Below are 21,318 nucleotides of genomic sequence, written 5' to 3'. Positions count from 1 at the left end.
ATTTCCGGAAAACTACATGATAGAATGAGCTTAGTTTTAAGGGTTGTCTGAAAAAGGCATCAGTGTGCATTTTTTCGGCGGATACGCAAAAAAAATGCAGAAAATAAAGAAAGGAGAAGAACATGAGCGTACAACTGCTGGATAAAACCAGAAAAATCAACAAACTGCTTCATAACAATCACTCCACGAAGGTCGTGTTCAACGATATCTGTGAAGTCCTGATGGAAACGTTAAGTTCCAATATCCTGGTGATCAGTAAAAAAGGAAAAGTGCTGGGCATCAGCCTTTGCCCGGGCGTGGAAGAAATTACGGAGCTGATCGAGGATAAGGTGGGCGGTTATGTCGATGCCGCATTAAACGAGCGTCTCCTCGGCGTACTCTCCACAAAAGAGAACGTCAATTTACAGACCCTCGGCTTTGAGCGGCCTGGTGTAGAGCGCTACACCGCAATTATCTGCCCGATCGAGATCGCCGGAGAACGCCTTGGTACCGTATTTATGTACCGCTGCACCCCGCAGTACGATATCGACGATATCATCGTCAGTGAGTACGGCACAACCGTTGTCGGACTGGAAATGATGCGTTCCGTCAACGAGGAAAATGTGGAGGAAAACCGCAAGGTTCAGGTGGTTAAATCCGCATTCAACACGTTGTCCTTCTCCGAACTGGAAGCCATCATCCATATCTTTGATGAACTGAACGGGGATGAGGGCATTCTGGTTGCAAGCAAAATTGCAGACCGCGTCGGCATCACAAGATCCGTCATTGTAAATGCCCTCCGCAAATTCGAGAGCGCAGGCGTCATCGAGTCCCGTTCCAGCGGTATGAAGGGAACGTATATCAAGGTATTAAATGATTATATCTTTGATGAACTCGACGAGATCAAAGCAAGAAAGAACCTGAAAGGAAAGGGCGATGCCCATCCGGACGAGGCGAAAAAATAAAAAAGTGGAATGTAGAAAAGAATCGGAGCCGTTTAAGAATGGCGCCGTTTCTTTTTGTGCAAAAAAGCATTCGTGGAGCGGAAAAAAATGGTATCATTCCCGTTTTTAGGAATAAACTATAATTAGATTCTAAAGAGAGTATAAAATATGAAAAAGTTGCCAAAATAAGAAAAAAACGAGAAAATAAGAGAAATTAAGAGCTATCACGAGAAAAAAAAAAGAGAATTACAAAATTCATACATTTGCGAAATGAGGTGGAAAACACTATAGTAAGAACCATCAAGTAGCACTCGAATGAACTGAGTGCTAATAAATAAAACTGAATGAAATCTTGAAGGAGGAAACATAAATGAAGTTAGTACCTTTAGGTGACAGAGTTGTATTAAAAGAGTTAAAAGCAGAGGAAACCACAAAATCCGGTATCGTACTTCCGGGACAGGCACAGGAGAAACCGCAGCAGGCTGAGGTTATCGCAGTAGGACCTGGAAAAGTAGAAGACGGCAAAGAAGTAAAAATGGAAGTTGCAGTCGGAGATCAGGTAATCTATTCCAAATATGCAGGAACCAACGTCAAACTGGAAGACGAAGAGTACATCATCGTAAAACAGGATGACATTCTGGCAGTTGTAAAATAAAGAATAATCAAGTAAAAATCAGGAGGCATGACAATCATGGCAAAAGAGATTAAATATGGAGCAGAGGCAAGAAACGCTCTTCAGAATGGTGTAAACCAGCTTGCAGATACCGTACGTGTAACCCTTGGACCGAAAGGAAGAAACGTTGTTCTGGACAAACAGTACGGCGCTCCGCTCATCACAAACGATGGTGTTACGATTGCAAAAGAGATCGAGCTGGCAGACGGCTTTGAAAACATGGGCGCACAGCTCATCAAAGAAGTTGCTGCAAAGACCAACGACGTAGCAGGTGATGGTACCACAACCGCAACCGTTCTGGCACAGGCTATGGTAAACGAAGGAATGAAAAACCTGGCAGCAGGTGCGAACCCGATCGTTCTTCGTAAGGGAATGAAGAAAGCAACCGATAAAGCTGTTCAGATCCTTGCAGAGATGAGCCAGCCGGTAGCAGGCAAAGAGCAGATTGCAAAAGTTGCAGCTGTTTCTTCCGGAAGCGAAGAAGTAGGCCAGATGGTAGCTGACGCTATGGAAAAAGTTTCCAAAGACGGCGTTATCACCATCGAGGAGTCCAAGACCATGCAGAACGAGCTGGAGCTGGTAGAAGGTATGCAGTTCGACCGTGGATATATCTCCGCTTACATGTGCACCGATATGGAGAAAATGGAAGCCGTTCTCGACAATCCATATATCCTGATTACCGATAAGAAACTGTCCAACATTCAGGAAGTTCTTCCGCTGCTGGAGCAGATCGTACAGAGCGGCGCAAGACTGCTGATCATCGCTGAGGACGTAGAGGGCGAGGCTCTCCAGACACTCGTGATCAACAAACTGCGCGGAACCTTCAACGTAGTAGCTGTCAAAGCACCGGGATACGGCGACAGAAGAAAAGCAATGCTCGAGGATATCGCAATCCTGACCGGCGGCCAGGTGATCTCCGAGGAAGTTGGTCTGGAATTAAAAGACGCTACTCTGGAAATGCTCGGACGTGCAAAATCTGTTAAAGTTCAGAAAGAGAACACCGTTATCGTTGACGGTGCCGGCGCAAAAGATGCCATCGCAGCAAGAATCGGCCAGATCAGATCCCAGATCGAGGAGACCACTTCTGAGTTCGATAAAGAGAAACTGCAGGAGAGACTGGCAAAAATGGCAGGCGGCGTAGCTGTTATCCGTGTAGGTGCAGCAACCGAGACCGAGATGAAAGAAGAAAAACTCCGTATGGAGGATGCTTTAAATGCAACGAGAGCAGCCGTAGAAGAGGGTATCATCGCAGGCGGCGGTTCTGCATACATTCATGTAACAACACAGCTTGCAGAGCTGATTGACAGCCTGGACGGCGACGAGAAGATCGGTGCAAGAATCGTACAGAAAGCACTCGAGGCTCCTCTGTTCCACATCGTAACAAACGCAGGTCTGGAAGGCGCTGTTGTGATCAACAAAGTAAAAGAGTCCAAAGTAGGTGTTGGATTTGATGCATACAACGAAGAGTATGTAGACATGATCCAGGCTGGTATCCTTGATCCGGTTAAGGTTACCAGAAGCGCACTGCAGAACGCTACCAGCGTTTCCGCAACCCTGCTGACCACCGAGTCCGTAGTTTCCACCATCAAAGAGCCGGCTCCGGCTATGCCGGCAGGCGCAGACGGCGGAATGGGAATGATGTAATTTCCGGGATAAAAATGTCTGGTAAAACAAAATAAGAAAACCGGCTGGCAAAGACCGTAGCGGAACATGGGTTCCGAAGTCCTGTCTTTGCCGGCCGGTTTTTTAGTGGAAAGTTTTTCTTCCATTTCGCATGGCTCTGAATCGTTACAAAAAATTTCAGAAAGTTTTCATGCTTTCGCCGGGCGGCGTATATGGACGCTTCCGGCGTTTTATGCTATACTAATTTGTAGGATGTTGGGGGAAATACAACAAAGGAGAAGAAACACACATGGCAAGTCGTTATGAATCCGACATGACAAGGAAGGAGAAGATGCAGCTCGAAAAAGAGAAGCTGTCGAAAATGAATTTTAAAGAGAAACTGGCCTATATCTGGGAATACTACAAGGCTGTCATTTTCGGCATCATCGCTGTTATCTTCATCATCGGCACGATTGTGAATATCCATGAAAATGCGAAGTATTATGACCTCGTGAGCATTGCCGTAGTGGATTACGCAGGACTGCAGGATGTAAGTCCGATCGAGGAGGACCTAAAAGAAGCGCTCGGAACCGGAGATAAGTACGAAAAGGTAAGCATCGATACGAGCTACAGCTTCGGTGAAAACCTGGAAAACGCGGATTACAACACGCTGATGAAATTCACAGCCGTGATTGCCGCACAGAGCATGGATGTTCTGATCTGTTCACAGGCCGTGTACGACAACTACAGCAAAGACGATTATTTTCTGGATCTGTCCACACTGTTTGACGAAGCGACGTGTGAGAAGTACGGGATAAAGGCGGGAGATACCTGCCTCGATATTTCCAAGCTGAAGAAATACCAGGATATGGGCCTTACGTACTATGAGCCGTGTTACCTGACCGTTGTGGTCAACTCCAAGAACACGGACAATGCAGCAAAACTGATCGAATATCTTGAGGAGGATGGAGTAAATGAGTGATCTGTACACAGAAGTGCTGGTGAAAAAACAGCAGACAGGAAAAGACAAGGCGATCAAAGGAGTTCTGATCTTCTTTACCGTTCTTTTTGCAGCCGCAGGAATTATGATGAATCCGCTGATTCTGCTTCTTGCGCTGGTACTTGGAATCGTAGACTATATTTTTATCCCGAAGCTTTCGGTAGAGTTTGAGTATCTGTACGTCAACGGCGAGCTCGACATCGACCGTATCTATTCGCAGTCAAGAAGAAAAAGAGCCGCAAGCTATGAGCTTTCCAACATGGAAATCCTGGCTCCGTACCAGTCCCATCAGCTCGATTCCTACAAAAACAATCAGAGCATCAAACGTTACAACTATTCCTCCGGAATCGAAGGACAGGGCCACAAACCGTATGCATTTGTGATCTCCAAGGACAACACAATGCAGATGGTGATCTTCGAACCGGATGAAGTGATGTTAAAAGATATCCGCAACCGCGCACCAAGAAAAGTATTTATGGATTGACAGCTTTTTTGTTTTGTGTTAAATTAGGTGATAAATCAAAAAGACTTAAGAAGAAAGGAAGATAAGAAAATGGGTACAATTATTGGTGATGGTATTACCTTCGATGATGTGCTTCTGGTTCCGCAGTATTCTGAAGTAACCCCAAACATGGTAGATCTGACTACGCATCTGACCAAGAAGATCAAGCTGAACATCCCGATGATGAGCGCCGGCATGGATACGGTTACAGAACACCGTATGGCAATTGCATGGCACGTCAGGGAGGAATCGGTATTATCCACAAGAATATGTCGATTGAGCAGCAGGCAGAAGAAGTAGACAAAGTAAAACGTTCTGAGAACGGTGTTATCACCGATCCGTTCTATCTGTCTCCGGAGCACACCCTGGAAGATGCCAATAATCTGATGGCAAAATTCCGTATTTCCGGTGTCCCGATTACCGAGAACGGAAAACTGGTTGGTATTATTACAAACCGTGATCTGAAGTTTGAAACTGATTTCACCAAGAAAATCAAAGAGTCCATGACCAGCGAAAACCTGATCACTGCAAAAGTAGGCGTTACGCTGGACGAGGCAAAAGCAATCCTTGCAAAATCCAGAAAAGAAAAACTTCCGATTGTCGATGACGATTTCAACCTCAAAGGTCTGATCACCATCAAAGATATCGAGAAAACCATCAAGTACCCATTGTCCGCCAAGGATGAGCAGGGACGTCTGCTCTGCGGTGCCGCAGTCGGCATCACGGCAAACGTGCTCGATCGTGTCGATGCGCTGGTAAAAGCACATGTAGACGTGATCGTCATCGACTCCGCTCACGGACATTCCGCAAATATCTTCAAAACACTTCGTCTCATCAAAGAGCATTATCCGGATCTGCAGGTAATCGCCGGAAACGTGGCAACCGCAGAGGCAACAAGAGACCTGATCGCAGCCGGAGCAGACGCTGTTAAAGTCGGTATCGGACCTGGTTCTATCTGTACGACCCGTGTCGTTGCAGGTATCGGTGTACCGCAGATCACAGCCGTTATGGACTGCTATGAGGAAGCAAAGAAGACCGGAACTCCGATCATCGCCGACGGCGGTATCAAGTACTCCGGAGACATGACAAAGGCTATCGCAGCCGGTGCCAATGTCTGCATGATGGGAAGCATCTTCGCAGGATGCGATGAGAGCCCGGGAGATTTCGAACTGTTCCAGGGAAGAAAATACAAAGTATACCGTGGAATGGGATCCATCGCAGCCATGGAGAACGGAAGCAAAGACCGTTACTTCCAGACCGGCGCCAAGAAACTGGTTCCGGAAGGTGTGGAAGGCCGTGTAGCATACAAAGGCCTCGTAGAGGACACTGTATTCCAGCTGATCGGCGGACTTCGTTCCGGTATGGGCTACTGCGGAGCGAAAGATGTTGAGACCTTAAAGGAGACCGGAAAATTTGTGAAGATTTCCGCAGCATCCTTAAAAGAGTCCCATCCGCATGATATCCACATCACCAAAGAGGCTCCGAACTACAGCGTGGACGATAAATAAGAATAAAAAGTCGCAAAAGGCAGAAGGGGGAAAGGGCAGAAACTTTTCAGCTTCTGCCTTTTCAAATGAGGGGGCGCTTATTTGCAGCGGGGAGAGAACATATGGCACAGAAGAGACGGGGAAAAATGACAAGAAAACAGAGGCAGCGCCAGCTTCACCGCAGAATGTTTCTGACGGGAGTTCTGGTGGTGCTGATCTGCGTCGGCATTTACAGCGGCATCCGCCGTGTGGCAAAAACGGCAAGTGATATCACGGCCGTTGACTATTCCGGTTCTGATTATGAGGACAACGATATCACCGACTGGACCGGCGCTCCGCCGATTGATGTGGAGCTTCTGACGCCGAACAGCTGGTCCAGACCGCAGACGAGGCTGAAAAAGGTGGACGGTATCGTTATTCACTACACCGCAAACCCGGGAAGCACGGCGATGCAGAACCGTGATTACTTTGAAAACCTGCCTGAGACGCAGGAGGCGCAGGCCAGCAGCCATTTCGTCGTCGGCATCGAGGGAGAAGTCGTTCAGTGTATCCCGACGAGTGAATGGTCGTATGCATCGAACCAGCGTAATTTCGATACAATCTCGATTGAATGCTGCCACCCGGATGACAGCGGTGAATTTACCGATGAGACATACAATTCTGTGGTCCAGCTCGCCGGTTTCTTATGCAAGCGGTTCAATCTGACTTCGGACGATGTGATCCGTCACTATGATGTAACCGAAAAGCTCTGCCCTCTGTACTACGTGGAGCATGAGGATGCCTGGATTCAGATGAAGGCAGATATTCAGGCGTATGCGGATTCACTTTCCTAAGAGCTGTTTTTAAGAAAAATGAAAAAATCCCCATTGGGAAAATCAGTTTCAGGAGAAATGATTTTTCCAACGGGGATTTTTCTGTTATCCAATATTTTTAGTAATAGTAGCGCCGTCTGCGCCGCTTTCTTTTTTTCGTATTTCCGCCGAGTGCAATCCAGCAGAACAGCCGTACAAACGTGATGCCGAAGAGAACGCCGATGCTGTCGATGCCGACGTCCTTTACCGACGGGCCGCGGTTGGCGACCGTCGTCTGGTGGAACTCATCGCTCGCGGCAAAGGCGACACAGAGGATGCCGGCAAGAAACGTGAGCGCGAAGCCGCGCAGGCCGTAGACGTAGAGCGGAAGCGAAACACAGATTGCAAGCAGACAGTACTCTGTCATATGAGCCAGCTTCCGCACCGGGTACTGATACTCGTCAGCCAGTTCCTGGATCTTTTCATCATCCCATCCGCGGTCCATGACGTGGTCGATCGTGATGAAAATGCCGCGCGCCACTTTTTCACTGAGCTGTGAGGATTCCGTTCCGTTCTGGGAAGAGAAGGAGAAAATCATCGACATCATCAGAATCGCCGGGATGAAGGAAAACGGTTTTAACAGTGCAATTACAATTCGATTCATAAAATACCTCCGGTAAAACAAAGCAGGTCAGATCGGAAACTTTTTATGCGGTATGCTCGCGGATTCTGGCAATCGCAGAAAAGATCAGGAATGCCAGCAGGTTCACGATTACGACCGTCGCTCCGGCAGGGGAGGACAGGAAAAACGAGAGGGACATGCCAAGAAGGAAGCACACCACCGAGAGAACCGCGGAGCAGATCACCACGCTCTGGAAGGTATGGCAGAGACGCATCGAGGTCAGTGCCGGGAAAATCAGCAGGCTGGAGATCAGAAGCGCGCCCATCATGCGCATGCCGAGGACGGTGGTGATGGCGGTTAAGAATGCCAGCAGCATGTTGTAAACCTCTGCGCGGACACCGGTTGCTTTGGCAAATGTCTCGTCGAAAGTGACGGCAAAAATACGGTTGTAATACAGGACGAACAGGATCAGCACGACGATGGAGAGCACCACGGAGAGAACAACGTCCTCATCACTCATCGCAAGGATGCTTCCGAACATGTAGTTGTTGACATCGGTGTTCATGCCGCTCGACCACGAAACCGTGATGACACCGATCGCAAGCGCAGAGCTTGAAATCAGGCCGATGGCGGCGTCGCCTTTGATCTTGCTGGATTCGTTCATGCGGAGCAGCAGAAAGGCGGCAAGCACGACGACAGGGATTGTGAAGGCAAGCGGAGCAAAACCGAGTGCCGCTGCAATTGCAAGAGAGCCGAATCCGACATGGGAGAGGCCGTCGCCGATCATGGAGTAGCGCTTTAACACGAGGCTGACGCCAAGCAGTGCGGCACACAAAGAGACGAGAATGCCGACCACAAGGGCACGCTGCATAAACGGATAAGAAAGCATTTTCAGCAGATTTGAAATCATAAGTCAGCACCTCCTAAAAACTGTTTTCCCGCCTCGGTTTTCAGATACTCGTCCATCGGACCGAAGAAGACCTGCTTCTGGTCGAGCTGGAGAATGTGCGTTGCGTCCGGCAGAATATTGCGGATATCGTGGGAAACCATGATGATCGTAACGTTCTGCTCGCGGTTGATGCGGCGGATGAGCTGGTACATTTCGTTTGTCATGACCGGGTCAAGGCCAGTGACCGGCTCATCGAGGAGCAGCAGTTTCTTTGTGGCGCAAAGCGCACGAGCGAGAAGCACACGCTGCTGCTGGCCGCCGGAGAGATCACGGTAGCATCGTTTCTTTAATGGAAGGAGGTCGAGAAGCTCCATATTGCGGAGCGCGTCCTCTTTGTCTGCCTTTGTGTAAAACGGCGGGAAATGCGGGTGGTTCTGCCGGCCGGACAGCACGACTTCCCAGACGCTCGCCGGGAAATCCTTTTGTGCGGCGGTCTGCTGCGGCAGATAGCCGATCTCACTTGGATGAAGCCCGTCGCCGGTTGTGATCGAGCCGGTGGACGGATTTTTTAAGTGAAGCAGTCCCTTGACCAGAGTACTTTTTCCGGAACCGTTCTCGCCCACAATACAGAGGTAGGAGCCGGCTTCCAGGGCAAAGTTGACATCGGTCAGGACCGGGATGCCCTCGTAGGAGAAGGTGACATCACTGCAGGTAAGTAGAGCCATTAGTTCAGAGCCTCCTTTAGTGCGGCGACATTCTGTTCCATCAGGGAAAGATACGTGGCGCCGTTTTCGAAATCATCTTTGGATACGTTGTGACAGGAGTGAAGCAGCAGCTTTTTCGCGCCGGTCGCCTCACAGATGCAGTCCGTCATTTTTTCGTTGGACAGCTCGGTGTGGAAGACGACAGGAATCTGCTCTTCGTTGATCTTGTCAATTAAAAAAGAAAGTGTTTTGGCACTCGCCTCGGATTCCGAGGAGCAGCCGGGGAATGCCGCGTAATAGTCGAGGCCGTAGGCGTCCGCGAAATAGCGGAACGGAAAACGGTCGCCGAAAACGATGGTGTGGCGGCTGGCATTCGCTGTGACATCGGAAAATTCCTCATCGAGGGAGGTAAGCGAAGCGAGGTATGAAGCAGTGTTTGCCTGATAATCGTCCGCGTTTTCCGGGTCGAGGCGGCAGAGCGCATCGCAGAGCTTCTGGACAATCCGCATTGCATTTTTCGGTGAAGTCCAGACGTGCTCGTCCTGTTCGCCGTGGGATTCGTCTTCGTGATCGTGGGAATCCTCGTCGTGATCGTGGGAATCCTCGTCGTGGTCCGTATCCTCGTCCTCATGATCGTGTGCGTGGCCGTGGGTCTCCATTCCCTCGACCGTTTCCTCGGCAACGGTGTCGACGCAGTCCATCAGCGTGACGACTTCTTTGTTCGAGGTATCGACGGAATCGAGAATCGTTTCCACCCAGGCATCGGAATCGCCGCCGACGTAGACGAAGAGATCGCATTCGGAAACTGTGATCATATCGCCCGGTGTCGGCTCAAATGAGTGGCTTTCTGCGCCCGGGGAAAGCAGCATGTGGAGATCGAGGTGATCGCCGCCGATGGCACGCAGAAAATCGTACTGCGGAAAAATGGTCGCCACGGCGGAGAGCTTTTCGTTCTCTGTGGAATCCGCCGTCTCCTTTGCGGAACCTGCGCAGCCCGTCAGAAGAAGGAGCGCAGGAAGGAGGAGAAGGCGTAAATGTTTTCTGGAAAAAAACGTCATGATACTCCTTTCTGAAAGAAAATACGGAAGCATTGTGAAAAAGCTCCGTATCAGACCGTTCAGTAACAAATGCCGCAGGAGTGGGAAGCGGCAGACGGAGAGTGTACCCCTCCGAAAAAAGATCAGTTACCATCATATAGCAGGGGTGATTCATTTGTCAAGGAAAGACACAAAAAGCTGCGTCCGCCAGAAGCGGGGAAGCAGCTTTTTGCAGATATTTGATACGTTTTGTGAAACCGGATTACGATACCCTGCGGAACTGTGCCTGGTAGAGCTGGTAGTACGCGCCCTGTTTTGCCATCAGTTCGTCGTGGGTTCCCTGTTCGAAAATCTTTCCGTGGTCGATCACGAAAATCCGGTCCGCATTTTTAATAGTAGAAAGACGGTGCGCAATGATGAACGAGGTACGGCCCTTCAACAGGCTTTCGATTCCCTGCTGCACCTGAATTTCTGTCTGTGTGTCGATGCTGGACGTCGCCTCGTCGAGAATCAGAATCCGCGGATCGGACACCATCGTTCTGGCAAAGGCGAGAAGCTGGCGCTGGCCGTTGGAAAGACGGGCACCGCGCTCGCTGATCTCGGTGTCATAGCCGTCCGGCAGCTCTATGATAAAGTCATGGGCATGCACGGCCTTTGCGGCGGCAATGATTTCTTCCTCCGTGGCATCGAGCTTTCCATACGCAATGTTGTCGCGGATCGTGCCGGAGAAGAGAAAGTTGTCCTGTGTCATCACGCCCATCTGGGCACGCAGGCTGTTGATGGAGACATCCGTCAGGCTGTGGCCGTCGACGCGGACCGTTCCCGAAGTAATATTGTAGAAACGGCTGATCAGATTGACAATGGTCGTCTTTCCAGCGCCGGTCGGGCCGACGAGTGCGATCGTCTCACCGGGAGCCGCTGTAAAGCTGACATCTTTTAAAACCAGCGTGTCCGGATCATCGGAGTAGGCAAAGCTGACATGGTCGAACGTTACTTCTCCTTTGATCGGCGGCAGTTCTGTGACGCCAGGCTTGTCGGCAACCTCCGCTGGTGTGTCGAGGATCTCAAAGATTCGCTCCGCAGCGGAAAGGTTCGTGATCAGCTTGTTGTAAAAACCGGCCAGGTTCTGGATCGGATCCCAGAACATCGTCAGATACATCGCAAATGCCGTGAACGTACCGATCGGAACGGCATCCACGCCGAGCACGGAAATACCGATAAAATACAGAAGAAACGTTCCGATGCCCCAGGTCACCTCGATCACAGCGGAAAAACCATCCGCTAGGCGGACCGCATGGATGAAGGAGTTCTGATGCTCAAGAAGAAGCCGGTCAAACTCGCCCTGCGATTCCTGCTCTGCGGTAAAGCTCTTGATGATGCGGATACCGGAGAAGTCCTCGTGGATATACGCCGTAACATTGGAAGATTTTTTCCGGAACGTCTGCCATCTCTTGTGTGCGACGATCTGAATAAAATACATGCCGATAGCGATCAGCGGCAGCACGAGAATCGCACTTAAGGAGAGCCAGATGTTTTTGATCATCATGATCACCAGAATGGCGATGATCGTGAGAATGTTCGGAATCAGCTTTGTGACACCGTCGTTCAGCACATCCTTTAACGAGTTGACATCGCCGATGATGCGCGCCAGAATCTTTCCGGCCGGGCGGGTATCGAAAAAGCTGAAGCTTAAGGTCTGGATATGCGTGTAGAGCTCGTCACGGATTTCCAGAAGAATGTTGTTGGTAATACGCGCCATCAGAAGCATCCGCAGGCGGACACCGGCCGCGTAAACCAGGTTGATCACAACCATGAATACGCAGAGGGCAACAAGCCCACGCCAGTCTTTCTGCGCAATATTGACGTCGATGGCGTACTCCAGGAGCAGCGGGTTCACAGTGGAAATCGCGATGGTAACGGCGAGAACCACGAGAACGACGGCAACCTGGCGTTTATAATTTTTTAAGTAGGAGAAGAGGCGGCGGATGGTCGCGCTCTTTAAGACCTCTTTCTGCTCTTCATCTACTTTACTGGAATTGATAGCCATAATCGTATTGTTCCTCTCTTAACGGGTAAGTAAATACAGAAGTTGTCGGGTAACAAATTAAATTGAATTAAGCATTGGCAGGAAGTGCCTGCTCGAGGGCTGCCTTTGCTTTATGGTAATCACCGTACTGAGCCTCCCAGGTGGAGTAGTACAGGCCTTTCTGTGCCATCAGACTCTCATGCGTGCCGCGCTCGGCGATGCGTCCGTGATCGAGATACAGGATCTCATCGGCATTCTGCACCGAAGAAATGCGGTGGGCAATGATGATCTTGGAAACATCTTTTTTCTCGGCGAGATGGCTCTGGATTTCGTATTCGGTCTCCATATCGAGCGCCGAGGTGGAATCATCCAGTACGAGGATCGGAGCCTGTTTTGCCAGGGCGCGTGCGATGGAAAGACGCTGCTTCTGACCGCCGGAAAGTCCCATGCCGCGCTCGCCGATGACCGTTTCGTACTGATCGGAAAGGTGATCGACGAACTCGGAAGCACACGCAGCGGAGACGGCGTTATGTACCTCTTCGGATTTCATTGTGCTGCGGCTGCCGAGGCGGACATTCTCAGAAATCGTGTCTGAGAACAGGAAGACGTCCTGCATGACGACGGAAGAAGTATCGCGCACGGTGCGCAGCGGCAGGGTGCGGATGTCGTGGCCGTCGAGACAGATGGAACCGTCGGTGACATCGTAAAAACGCTCGAGCAGATTGACGATGGTTGTTTTTCCGGAACCCGTCATACCCATGATGCCGAGTGTGTGGCCCTGCTTTAAGGTAAAGTCGATATCCTGCAGAATCGGTGTGTCATGCAGGGAGAAATCGACGTGATGGAATTCCAGGTCACCCGGAAGTTTTGAAAGCTCCACCGGATTTTCCGGTTCTGCGATCTGCGGCTCCTCTGCGAGAATTTTGTTCAGCTTCTTGTTGGAAGCAATCGCAGAAGCGAAGCAGTTGCCGAGCCAGCCGACGTTTTCGATCGGCCAGGTGATCTTGGAGGTGTACTCCATAAAGGCCGTTAAAACACCGAGCGTAATGCGTCCGTGGATGACACCGTAGCCGCCCGCGAGAAGGACGAGCACGCGCATCAGCTTCGTAAGAAACGAGATGGCGGGATCGTATTTCATCAGGACGCGCGCCTGATCCATGTTGAGATCGCAGTATTTCTGATTGTGTTTCCGGAATTTTTTGATCTCATACGGTTCCCGTGCAAAGGATTTGACGGTGCGGACACCGGCGAGATTTTCCTGTGCAACGGTATTCATGACGGCGTTTTCCTCGCTGATCGCATCGTAGACACGGTCGAGTTCTTTTTCGAGGCGGATTGCGATGCCTGCGACGAAAGGAAGGATCGCCACGGAGACGAGTGTCAGCGGCAAATCCAGTTTGACCATACTGACCATTGCCATCATGATACAGATCAGGCCTTCTAAGATCAGCATGCCGGCAAAGCCGAGGATATCCCAGATCCGGTCGACGTCATCGCGCACGCGGGCGAGGAGTTCGCCGGTATTGTTTTTGTCAAAGTATTCCACCGAAAGCCGCTGGACGTGGCGGAACAGGTTGTCCCTCATCTGGCTGGCGACGCGGACGCTGCTGACATCGAATAAAAATTCTTTGATGTACTGAAACAGGGCTTTTGCGGCACCGATCAGAAGAAAGGCGGCAAGGTATTTCCAGAGCAGTTCCATTTTGTGACTGACCAGCACGTCATCCACGATGTGCAGCGTGACAAGCGGCGCGAGCATATCGAGAAAGACACTTAAGGCCATGGAACCAAAAGCGAAAACGTAGTAGTACCAGTTCTGGAGCAGGTACTTACCGATTGGATTTTTCTTCATGAATGTTAAAACCTCCTCATTGATGTCGTTTGGGTGTCTGGCAGAACATAGGCTTTCAAAAGCTCCGTAAGTGTGGGAACGGAACAACGGGAAACGAAAGCGAAGGCTGCGTTTGTATATAAAAGAAGGGAATCGATGCGGTAAGAAGACCGCGGAATCTGCCTGCCGGAAACGGAGCGAAGCCGGAAAGAACGGTTTCGTACTGTTTATAGCAATAAAAAAAGCCGCAGTATCGACGTACCGCGCCTTCTGTGCGAAATAGCAGGCATAAAGAATGCATAGAGATTTGTTATGCAGAGTTAATGCTTACAAAGAATTTCGAAAGAAGGGCAGCCACCTGGTTTGATCGCCATACGAAGTTTATTCTGTTTTACGCTGGATGCATAAATAAGATTGATCATAAGTGGTGTTCTCCTTTCATGATTTTTTCTGCCGCATCTGATCGAACACGACAGCTTATGGTTCTAAGCTACTCCTGTTTTCCAGATTTGTCAATTGTTATTTTCAAAAATTAAAAAATAAAAGCTGCAAAAGGTATGAAAATTGCGAATTTGGGTAGCTGTTTCGGGGAATATGCGATATAATAAACGAGAATATAAGCGGAAAAATCACAAGCTAACATGTGAAACGAGGGGACAAAAAGATGGAAAAAATAATTGCAGGCCTGGTGCAGATGGATTCTGGGCCGGATATGAATGAAAATATGCGCATGGCCGAGCAGTATGTGCGGGAGGCGGCGGAACAGGGAGCGAAGCTGATTCTTTTCCCGGAGACCGCAGAATACACGGGAGCAGACATGCCGGGGCACGCAAGTGCAGTGCCGGGCTACGTCAGCCGCCGGTTTTCCAGCCTTGCCAAACGGTACGGTGTCTATCTGCACTGCGGCAGCATGACGGTACGGCGCTATCCGGGGCGTCCGTCCAACACGTCGTTTCTGTTCGGACCAGATGGAGAAACGATTGCAGAATACAGCAAAATACATATGTTTGACGTAAATATTCCGGGCAGTGTCTCCTACGAAGAATCACGCGAGATCTGCCCGGGAAATGAAATTGTTCTTGCGGACACGGCGCTTGGCCTGTTCGGCATGAGCATCTGCTACGATATTCGCTTTCCGGAACAGTACCGGCTGATGGCATCCTCTGGAGCAGATGCATTTCTGATAGCGGCGGATTTTACGAAAGCAACGGGAGAGCGCCACTGGGAAGTACTGCTGCGCACGCGCGCCATTGAAAACGGATGCTACGTGCTCGCCGCCAACCAGTGCGGCCAGAAAGCGCGGTTTGAGGCGTACGGCCATTCCATGATCATTGCGCCGGACGGCGAAATTCTTGCGGAGGCAGATGATACCCCGCAGGTACTCATCGCAGAGCTGGATCCGGAAGTGCTGGAGCGGACAAGAAATGAAATCCCGTCTCTGGAAAACAGGAGAGACGATCTTTACCGTGTAAGCTCGGGAAACGTACGGATTTATGAAGAATAAAAATGCAGGGAGGAAATAAGAAGATGGATCAGTTTATACAGTATACCCCGACGGAAGTCGTGTTCGGAAAAGAGACCGAAAACCAGGCAGGCGCTGAGGTAAAGAAATGGGGCGGCACAAAGGTGCTCGTCGTTTACGGAGGCGGAAGTGCAAAACGGAGCGGTCTTCTGGACCGAGTGGAAGCATCTCTTGCAAAAGAGGGCCTTGCCTTTGAAGAGCTTGGCGGCGTAAAACCAAACCCGAGACTTGCCCTTGCCGAGGAGGGTGTGAAAAAAGCAGTGGAAATGCAGGCAGACTTTATTCTTGCCGTCGGCGGCGGAAGCTCGATTGACACCGCAAAAGCCGTTGCACACGGAGCTGCAAATCCGGAGGAGGCACTCTGGGATATCTGGACGAAAAAAGTACCGCTGACAAAATCTCTCCCGGTAGGAGCGGTTCTGACGATTCCGGCAGCCGGAAGCGAGATGAGCGATTCAGCAGTTCTGACAAACGAGGCAATCGGCAAAAAGGCCGGCATCAACACGCCGTTCAACCGCTGCAAATTTGCCATCATGAATCCGGAGCTGGCAGCAACCCTGCCGAAATACCAGATTGCCTGCGGCGTAACCGACATCATGATGCACACGATGGAGCGCTATTTCATTCCGGAGAGCCAGTGCGAGATGACGGACGAGATCGCAGAGGGACTCCTCCGTACCGTAATCAAAAACGGACCGAAGGTTCTGGAAAACCCATCCGATTACAATGCGATGGCGGAAATCATGTGGTGCGGAAGCCTGTCACACAATGGACTGACGGAGTGCGGACGCGGCAAAGATTTTTCGGTACATAAATTCGGCCATGCGTTAAGTGCAAAATACGATGTAGCACACGGCGCATCCCTGGCGGCAGTCTGGGGTGCCTGGGCGAAATACCAGTACGATGAGGAGACGGTTCTCTGGCGGTTTGCACGGTTTGCAGAAAAAGTCTGGGGCATCACAGAGGGAAGCGATCACAAACGGGCAACGGAAGGCATTGAGCGCACAGTAGCGTTCTTCCATTCGCTCGGCATGCCGACCTCCCTGCATGAGCTTGATATCCCGAACCCGTCGGATGAGGATCTGCGTGCCCTTTCCATGGATGCAACACAGCAGGACACTGTAAAACTGTCCCGCATCCGCAAGCTGGGCGCACAGGAAGTATACGAGATTTACCAGATGGCGCGATAAAAGGAGGAAAACCAGATGGCAAAAAAGAAAATCGCAGCACTGCTGATCGCAGCGGTCGTTGCGGCAGGAGGCTGGGCGCTTCCGGCAAGGGTAAGCGCAGCAGAAAATGACGGCACGGCCGTAACCTGGCAGCAGGATGAGACGGAAAGTTCCGAGCAGAATTCGGATGAGGAAGCGGCAGTGCAGGAGCAGAGCGGTACTTCGGAAAACGAGACGCCGGCTGTTACGATTCCAGGTGAGGACAACGAACAGGAGCCGGAAGAGAAACTTCCTGCCGGCTGGGTGAAACAGGAGGACGGAAGCTGGAAATACAGAAAAGAGGACGGCACGATGGCCGCCAGCGAGTGGATCACCCATCTGAACCGGAGATATTATCTGAATGCAGACGAAATCATGTGCACGGGTCTTTCGATGGTCAACGGAAAGCTCTATTATTTTGAGAGCTGGGGCGGAGCCGGATACAAAGGCTGGAAAAAAGTCGGCGGGGCATGGTACTATCTGAACGAGGACGGAAGCGTCAAAACGAATGAATGGTTCGTTCACGACAAGAGAACATACCATGTAGATGAAAACGGTGTGATGAGCACCGGACTGCAGAAGATTGACGGAACGCTCTACTACTTCGAGAGCTGGGGCGGAGCCGGATTCCAGGGCTGGAAAAAAGTCGGCGGAACATGGTACTATCTGAATGAGGACGGAAGCCTCAGAACGAATCAGTGGTTTGTGCATGATAAAAGAACGTACCATGTAGACGCAGACGGTGTGATGAGTACCGGCTGGCAGACGATTGACGGCGTTGATTATTACTTTGAAAGCTGGGGCGGCATGCGCGTGAACGCCTGGGCGGCCAAGGGCAGTGACTGGTATTACATGGACAGCAACGGAACCCCCAAAGGGGAAGGCTGGCTGCTGTATGACAAGAACTGGTATTATCTGAGGCAGGACGGCAAAATGATGCACAGTGAATGGCTGTGGTATGATAATAACTGGTATTACCTGCAGAGCTGGGGCGGCATGTATAAGAGCCAGTGGGTAACGATCAAAGGCGCAACGTATTACTTCCGGAGCTGGGGCGGTATTTACAAGAACGGCTGGCAGGAAGTGGACGGAAAAACGTATTACTTCCGAAGCTGGGGCGGCATCTATAAGGATACCTACATCGACGGCTATTACGTTGATAAAAACGGTGTCCGCCGGAACAGCAAAAATATCTGCGTGGCAATCGACGCAGGACACCAGAGAAGAGGAAACAGCGAGAAAGAGCCGATCGGACCGGGATCATCGACCTATAAGGCGAAGGTTGCTTCCGGAACATGCGGTGTGGCAACCGGCATCAATGAGTATGAGCTGAACCTTGCGGTATCTTTAAAGGTACGCGATATCCTTGAGGAGCGCGGCTACGATGTTTACATGATCCGCGAGACGCACGACGTCAATATCAGCAACTCCGAGCGTGCAAAACTTGCCGCGCAGAACGGAGCAGACATTCTCGTGCGTGTACACGCGAACGGAGATTCGAACCAGTCGGTTTACGGAGCACTCACGATGGCACCGAGCAGCAGAAATACGTATCTTTCCGGTGATGTGGTCAGCAAGAGCCAGAAGCTCTCCCAGAAGATGATCGCAGCATTCTGCAAAGACACCGGTGCGAAGAACCGCGATGTGATTTACACCGATTCCATGAGCGGCATCAACTGGAGTACCATTCCGGTCACGATCATTGAGCTTGGCTTCATGAGCAATCCTTCCGAGGACCGTTTGATGGCAACCGAGGATTACCGAAACAAGATGGCACAGGGAATTGCGGACGGAATCGACGCATATTACGAATAAACAAAGGGACCTGCCTGAAATGGGCGGGTCCTTTTTGCATGCAAAAAAAGAAAGCGGAGCGAGTCCGCTTTCTTTTGGGAATCCATAGGATCAGATCTTATTTGTTGTTGTTTTTCTCCAGCTCCTGCATTTTCATCGCACGAACCTTCAGCGGCAGACCGAACAGTGTGATGAATCCGTCTGCATCGTGGTGATCGTAGAGATCGCCGGTGGTGAAGGAAGCAAGAGACTCATTGTACAGGCTGTACGGAGAAGACTCGCCGGCTTTGATGATGTTGCCTTTGAACAGTTTGAATTTTACTTCGCCTGTTACGTATTTCTGGGTTACATCAACGAATGCCTGGATTGCCTCGCGCAGAGGAGTGTACCATTTTCCTTCGTAAACAACCTCAGCAAGCAGGTTTCCGAGATCTTTCTTTGTTTTCAGGGTCTCACGGTCGAGAATCAGCTCCTCTAACTGCTCATGTGCAGCCATCAGGATGGTTCCGCCAGGAGTCTCATAAACACCGCGGGATTTCATGCCGACAACACGGTTCTCAACGATATCAACAATACCGATGCCGTGTTTTCCGCCCAGCTTGTTCAGCTCGGTGATGATTTCAGAAACTTTCATTTCTTTTCCGTTTAAGGTCTTCGGAACGCCGGCCTCAAAGGTCATGGTTACGTACTCGCCTTCGTCCGGAGCTTTTTCCGGAGGAGTGGTCAGTACGAGAAGATCGTCGTAGTTCGGCTCGTTGGACGGATCCTCAAGCTCAAGTCCCTCATGGCTGATGTGCCACAGGTTACGGTCACGGCTGTAGCTGTGGTTTGCATCAAACGGAAGGTCGATGCCGTGTGCTTTACAGTAAGCCAGCTCGTCTTCACGGGACTGCATGGTCCATACATCGGTCATTCTCCAAGGAGCGATTACTTTGATATCCGGAGCAAGGGCTTTGATGCCGAGCTCGAAACGGATCTGGTCATTTCCTTTACCGGTAGCGCCGTGGCAGATGGCAACAGCACCTTCTTTTCTTGCGATCTCAACGAGTTTCTTTGCGATAACCGGACGTGCCATGGAAGTACCGAGCAGGTATTTGTTCTCATAAACAGCGCCTGCTTTTACGCACGGCATGATGAAGTCTTCACTGAACTCGTCGATAACGTTTTCGATATATAATTTGGAAGCGCCGGAAAGTTTTGCTCTCTCATCGAGGCCAACCAGCTCGTTTCCCTGGCCGCAGTCGATGCAGCAGCAGATTACTTCGTAGTCAAAGGTCTCTTTCAGCCACGGAATAATGGCAGTAGTATCAAGTCCGCCGGAATAGGCAAGTACAACTTTTTCTTTCATAATGTAAGATCCTCCTTGGATTTCTCGTGCACCTATATGCGCGGTGCATCGTCAATGACTAAAATATACATCATACGACAGGATTATGCAAGCTTTTTTTCAGAAATTCAAAAAAAACTTGCATAATATACATTTGAGGTGTATACTTATGCAGTCGACGGTATATGACAGCAGAAAACAAAGATTTTTCATTGAAAAAAGAAAATAATTGAGCTATCATAAAGAGAAAAGAAAAAATGTCCGGCAAGACAAGAAAACGGGCGAAAGAAAAAAGGAGAAAAAGGTATGATCAGAGCAGGAATTATCGGTTCTACAGGATATGCAGGAGGCGAGCTGGTGCGTATTCTCCTGGGACACAAAGATGTGGAGATTAAATGGTATGGTTCCAGAAGCTATATCGATAAGAAATATGCGTCGGTTTACCAGAATATGTTTCAGTTAGTAGACGATGTCTGCAAGGACGACAACATGGAGCAGCTTGCAAAGGAAGTAGACGTCATTTTTACAGCAACTCCGCAGGGCCTCTGTGCTTCCCTGGTAAATGATGAAATTCTTTCGAAAGTAAAGGTCATCGACCTGAGCGCCGATTTCCGTATTAAAGATGTAAAAACGTATGAAGAGTGGTACAAGATCGAGCATAAATCCCCGCAGTATATCGACGAGGCGGTTTACGGACTGTGCGAGATCAACCGTGAGAAAGTAAAACAAGCGCGCATCGTGGCAAACCCGGGATGCTATCCGACCTGCTCAACTCTTTCGATTTATCCTTTATTAAAGGAAGATCTGATTGATGGAAACACCATCATTATTGATGCAAAATCAGGAACTTCCGGAGCAGGAAGAGGAGCGAAAGTGGACAACCTCTACTGCGAGGTTAATGAAAACATCAAGGCATACGGCGTTGCCGGCCACCGCCACACACCGGAGATCGAGGAGCAGCTTTCCTATGCAGCTGGCTACCCGATCACCCTGAACTTCACCCCGCATCTTGTTCCGATGAACCGCGGCATTCTCGTAACGGCATATGCATCCCTGAAAAAAGATGTGACTTACGAAGAGGTTAAAGCCGTTTATGATAAGTATTATGCCAACGAGCAGTTTGTACGTGTTCTCGATAAGGATGTCTGCCCGCAGACGAAATGGGTCGAGGGAAGCAACTATGTGGATGTCAACTTCAAGATTGATCCGAGAACGAAACGAATCATCATGATGGGTGCGATGGACAACCTGGTCAAAGGCGCAGCAGGACAGGCGGTACAGAATATGAACCTGATGTTCGGCCTGCCGGAAAACGAAGGCCTGTGCATGCCGCCGATGTTCCCGTAAAAAAGACAGAAGCAGACAACAGACGGAATTTAC

17 protein-coding genes and 1 pseudogene are annotated in these 21,318 nt (G+C 50.2%); 11 read left to right on the top strand and 7 right to left on the bottom strand.

Annotation, left to right across the window (positions count from 1 at the left end):
* Positions 1-122 precede the first annotated feature (122 nt).
* The 7 genes and pseudogenes from codY (at position 123) to DXA93_RS05105 (ending at position 7,020) form a co-directional block, all read left to right on the top strand.
* Positions 123-944, top strand: coding sequence for a GTP-sensing pleiotropic transcriptional regulator CodY (codY, locus tag DXA93_RS05135; RefSeq protein WP_022462184.1), 822 nt, complete (start codon positions 123-125; stop codon positions 942-944).
* A 349-nt stretch (positions 945-1,293) separates the two neighbouring features.
* Positions 1,294-1,578, top strand: a complete 285-nt coding sequence (gene groES / locus DXA93_RS05130; protein ID WP_022462185.1) for a co-chaperone GroES — start codon at positions 1,294-1,296, stop codon at positions 1,576-1,578.
* Positions 1,579-1,614: 36 nt separating this feature from the next.
* Positions 1,615-3,240 carry a chaperonin GroEL gene (groL, locus tag DXA93_RS05125; protein ID WP_022462186.1) on the top strand — a complete coding sequence of 542 codons (1,626 nt, stop codon included), beginning with the start codon at positions 1,615-1,617 and terminating at the stop codon, positions 3,238-3,240.
* A gap of 268 nt (positions 3,241-3,508) precedes the next feature.
* Positions 3,509-4,180, top strand: coding sequence for a hypothetical protein (locus DXA93_RS05120; protein WP_022462187.1), 672 nt, complete (start codon positions 3,509-3,511; stop codon positions 4,178-4,180).
* Positions 4,173-4,682: a DUF6106 family protein gene (locus tag DXA93_RS05115; RefSeq protein ID WP_022462188.1), complete on the top strand. Its 510-nt coding sequence runs from the start codon at positions 4,173-4,175 to the stop codon at positions 4,680-4,682. Before DXA93_RS05120 ends, DXA93_RS05115 begins: the two co-directional genes overlap by 8 nt.
* Positions 4,683-4,751: 69 nt before the next feature.
* Positions 4,752-6,208 (top strand): annotated as a pseudogene (gene guaB / locus DXA93_RS05110) (IMP dehydrogenase).
* A 101-nt stretch (positions 6,209-6,309) separates the two neighbouring features.
* On the top strand, positions 6,310-7,020 hold the full coding sequence (locus DXA93_RS05105; RefSeq protein ID WP_022462190.1) for a peptidoglycan recognition protein family protein: 711 nt from the start codon (positions 6,310-6,312) through the stop codon (positions 7,018-7,020).
* Between the two features lie 97 nt (positions 7,021-7,117).
* Here DXA93_RS05105 and DXA93_RS05100 read toward each other — a convergent pair whose 3' ends face one another.
* From DXA93_RS05100 to DXA93_RS05075, 6 genes are all read right to left on the bottom strand, one after another.
* Entirely contained in the window at positions 7,118-7,642 is a 525-nt protein-coding gene (locus tag DXA93_RS05100; protein ID WP_055264916.1) for a VanZ family protein, read from the bottom strand.
* A gap of 43 nt (positions 7,643-7,685) precedes the next feature.
* Positions 7,686-8,510, bottom strand: a complete 825-nt coding sequence (locus DXA93_RS05095; protein ID WP_022462192.1) for a metal ABC transporter permease — start codon at positions 8,508-8,510, stop codon at positions 7,686-7,688.
* Positions 8,507-9,214 carry a metal ABC transporter ATP-binding protein gene (locus DXA93_RS05090; RefSeq protein WP_022462193.1) on the bottom strand — a complete coding sequence of 236 codons (708 nt, stop codon included), beginning with the start codon at positions 9,212-9,214 and terminating at the stop codon, positions 8,507-8,509. Before DXA93_RS05090 ends, DXA93_RS05095 begins: the two co-directional genes overlap by 4 nt.
* On the bottom strand, positions 9,214-10,251 hold the full coding sequence (locus DXA93_RS05085; RefSeq protein ID WP_055265233.1) for a metal ABC transporter substrate-binding protein: 1,038 nt from the start codon (positions 10,249-10,251) through the stop codon (positions 9,214-9,216). Before DXA93_RS05085 ends, DXA93_RS05090 begins: the two co-directional genes overlap by 1 nt.
* A gap of 241 nt (positions 10,252-10,492) precedes the next feature.
* Positions 10,493-12,277: an ABC transporter ATP-binding protein gene (locus DXA93_RS05080; RefSeq protein WP_117761029.1), complete on the bottom strand. Its 1,785-nt coding sequence runs from the start codon at positions 12,275-12,277 to the stop codon at positions 10,493-10,495.
* A gap of 67 nt (positions 12,278-12,344) precedes the next feature.
* Entirely contained in the window at positions 12,345-14,108 is a 1,764-nt protein-coding gene (locus DXA93_RS05075; protein ID WP_055218593.1) for an ABC transporter ATP-binding protein, read from the bottom strand.
* 643 nt (positions 14,109-14,751) lie between these two features.
* Between DXA93_RS05075 and DXA93_RS05070 the strand changes: the two genes are divergently transcribed.
* The 3 genes from DXA93_RS05070 to DXA93_RS05060 are packed head-to-tail and all read left to right on the top strand — an operon-like array spanning position 14,752 to position 18,632.
* Positions 14,752-15,591, top strand: coding sequence for a carbon-nitrogen hydrolase family protein (locus tag DXA93_RS05070; RefSeq protein WP_117813620.1), 840 nt, complete (start codon positions 14,752-14,754; stop codon positions 15,589-15,591).
* A gap of 23 nt (positions 15,592-15,614) precedes the next feature.
* Positions 15,615-16,799, top strand: a complete 1,185-nt coding sequence (locus DXA93_RS05065; protein ID WP_117804172.1) for an iron-containing alcohol dehydrogenase — start codon at positions 15,615-15,617, stop codon at positions 16,797-16,799.
* 15 nt (positions 16,800-16,814) lie between these two features.
* On the top strand, positions 16,815-18,632 hold the full coding sequence (locus DXA93_RS05060) for an N-acetylmuramoyl-L-alanine amidase (protein ID WP_117804118.1): 1,818 nt from the start codon (positions 16,815-16,817) through the stop codon (positions 18,630-18,632).
* 97 nt (positions 18,633-18,729) lie between these two features.
* Here the strand turns inward: DXA93_RS05060 and DXA93_RS05055 are convergent, their stop codons facing one another.
* A complete protein-coding gene (locus tag DXA93_RS05055; RefSeq protein ID WP_055218598.1) occupies positions 18,730-19,962 on the bottom strand; it encodes an argininosuccinate synthase in 1,233 nt (410 codons plus the stop codon).
* 282 nt (positions 19,963-20,244) lie between these two features.
* On the opposite strand from DXA93_RS05055, the gene argC reads away from it, so the two are divergent.
* Complete coding sequence (argC, locus tag DXA93_RS05050) at positions 20,245-21,285, top strand: N-acetyl-gamma-glutamyl-phosphate reductase (RefSeq protein WP_022462202.1); 1,041 nt, start codon at positions 20,245-20,247, stop codon at positions 21,283-21,285.
* Positions 21,286-21,318: the final 33 nt, after the last annotated feature.

The sequence above is a fragment of the Blautia sp. OF09-25XD genome (assembly GCF_003482095.1).
Lineage (GTDB): Bacteria > Bacillota > Clostridia > Lachnospirales > Lachnospiraceae > Fusicatenibacter > Fusicatenibacter saccharivorans.
Note: the sequence above shows the minus strand (reverse complement) of the source record. Positions and strands in the feature narration are given on the sequence as shown.

What these genes read in the sequence shown, in the direction of transcription:
- DXA93_RS05115 (WP_022462188.1), top strand. Translation starts at nt 4,173, where the DNA reads ATGAGTGATCTGTACACAGAAGTGCTGGTGAAAAAACAGCAGACAGGA.
- DXA93_RS05100 (WP_055264916.1), bottom strand. Translation starts at nt 7,642, where the DNA reads ATGAATCGAATTGTAATTGCACTGTTAAAACCGTTTTCCTTCATCCCG.
- groL (WP_022462186.1), top strand. Translation starts at nt 1,615, where the DNA reads ATGGCAAAAGAGATTAAATATGGAGCAGAGGCAAGAAACGCTCTTCAG.
- codY (WP_022462184.1), top strand. Translation starts at nt 123, where the DNA reads ATGAGCGTACAACTGCTGGATAAAACCAGAAAAATCAACAAACTGCTT.
- DXA93_RS05060 (WP_117804118.1), top strand. Translation starts at nt 16,815, where the DNA reads ATGGCAAAAAAGAAAATCGCAGCACTGCTGATCGCAGCGGTCGTTGCG.
- groES (WP_022462185.1), top strand. Translation starts at nt 1,294, where the DNA reads ATGAAGTTAGTACCTTTAGGTGACAGAGTTGTATTAAAAGAGTTAAAA.
- DXA93_RS05120 (WP_022462187.1), top strand. Translation starts at nt 3,509, where the DNA reads ATGGCAAGTCGTTATGAATCCGACATGACAAGGAAGGAGAAGATGCAG.
- DXA93_RS05065 (WP_117804172.1), top strand. Translation starts at nt 15,615, where the DNA reads ATGGATCAGTTTATACAGTATACCCCGACGGAAGTCGTGTTCGGAAAA.
- DXA93_RS05085 (WP_055265233.1), bottom strand. Translation starts at nt 10,251, where the DNA reads ATGACGTTTTTTTCCAGAAAACATTTACGCCTTCTCCTCCTTCCTGCG.
- DXA93_RS05095 (WP_022462192.1), bottom strand. Translation starts at nt 8,510, where the DNA reads ATGATTTCAAATCTGCTGAAAATGCTTTCTTATCCGTTTATGCAGCGT.
- DXA93_RS05080 (WP_117761029.1), bottom strand. Translation starts at nt 12,277, where the DNA reads ATGGCTATCAATTCCAGTAAAGTAGATGAAGAGCAGAAAGAGGTCTTA.
- argC (WP_022462202.1), top strand. Translation starts at nt 20,245, where the DNA reads ATGATCAGAGCAGGAATTATCGGTTCTACAGGATATGCAGGAGGCGAG.
- DXA93_RS05070 (WP_117813620.1), top strand. Translation starts at nt 14,752, where the DNA reads ATGGAAAAAATAATTGCAGGCCTGGTGCAGATGGATTCTGGGCCGGAT.
- DXA93_RS05105 (WP_022462190.1), top strand. Translation starts at nt 6,310, where the DNA reads ATGGCACAGAAGAGACGGGGAAAAATGACAAGAAAACAGAGGCAGCGC.
- DXA93_RS05090 (WP_022462193.1), bottom strand. Translation starts at nt 9,214, where the DNA reads ATGGCTCTACTTACCTGCAGTGATGTCACCTTCTCCTACGAGGGCATC.
- DXA93_RS05075 (WP_055218593.1), bottom strand. Translation starts at nt 14,108, where the DNA reads ATGAAGAAAAATCCAATCGGTAAGTACCTGCTCCAGAACTGGTACTAC.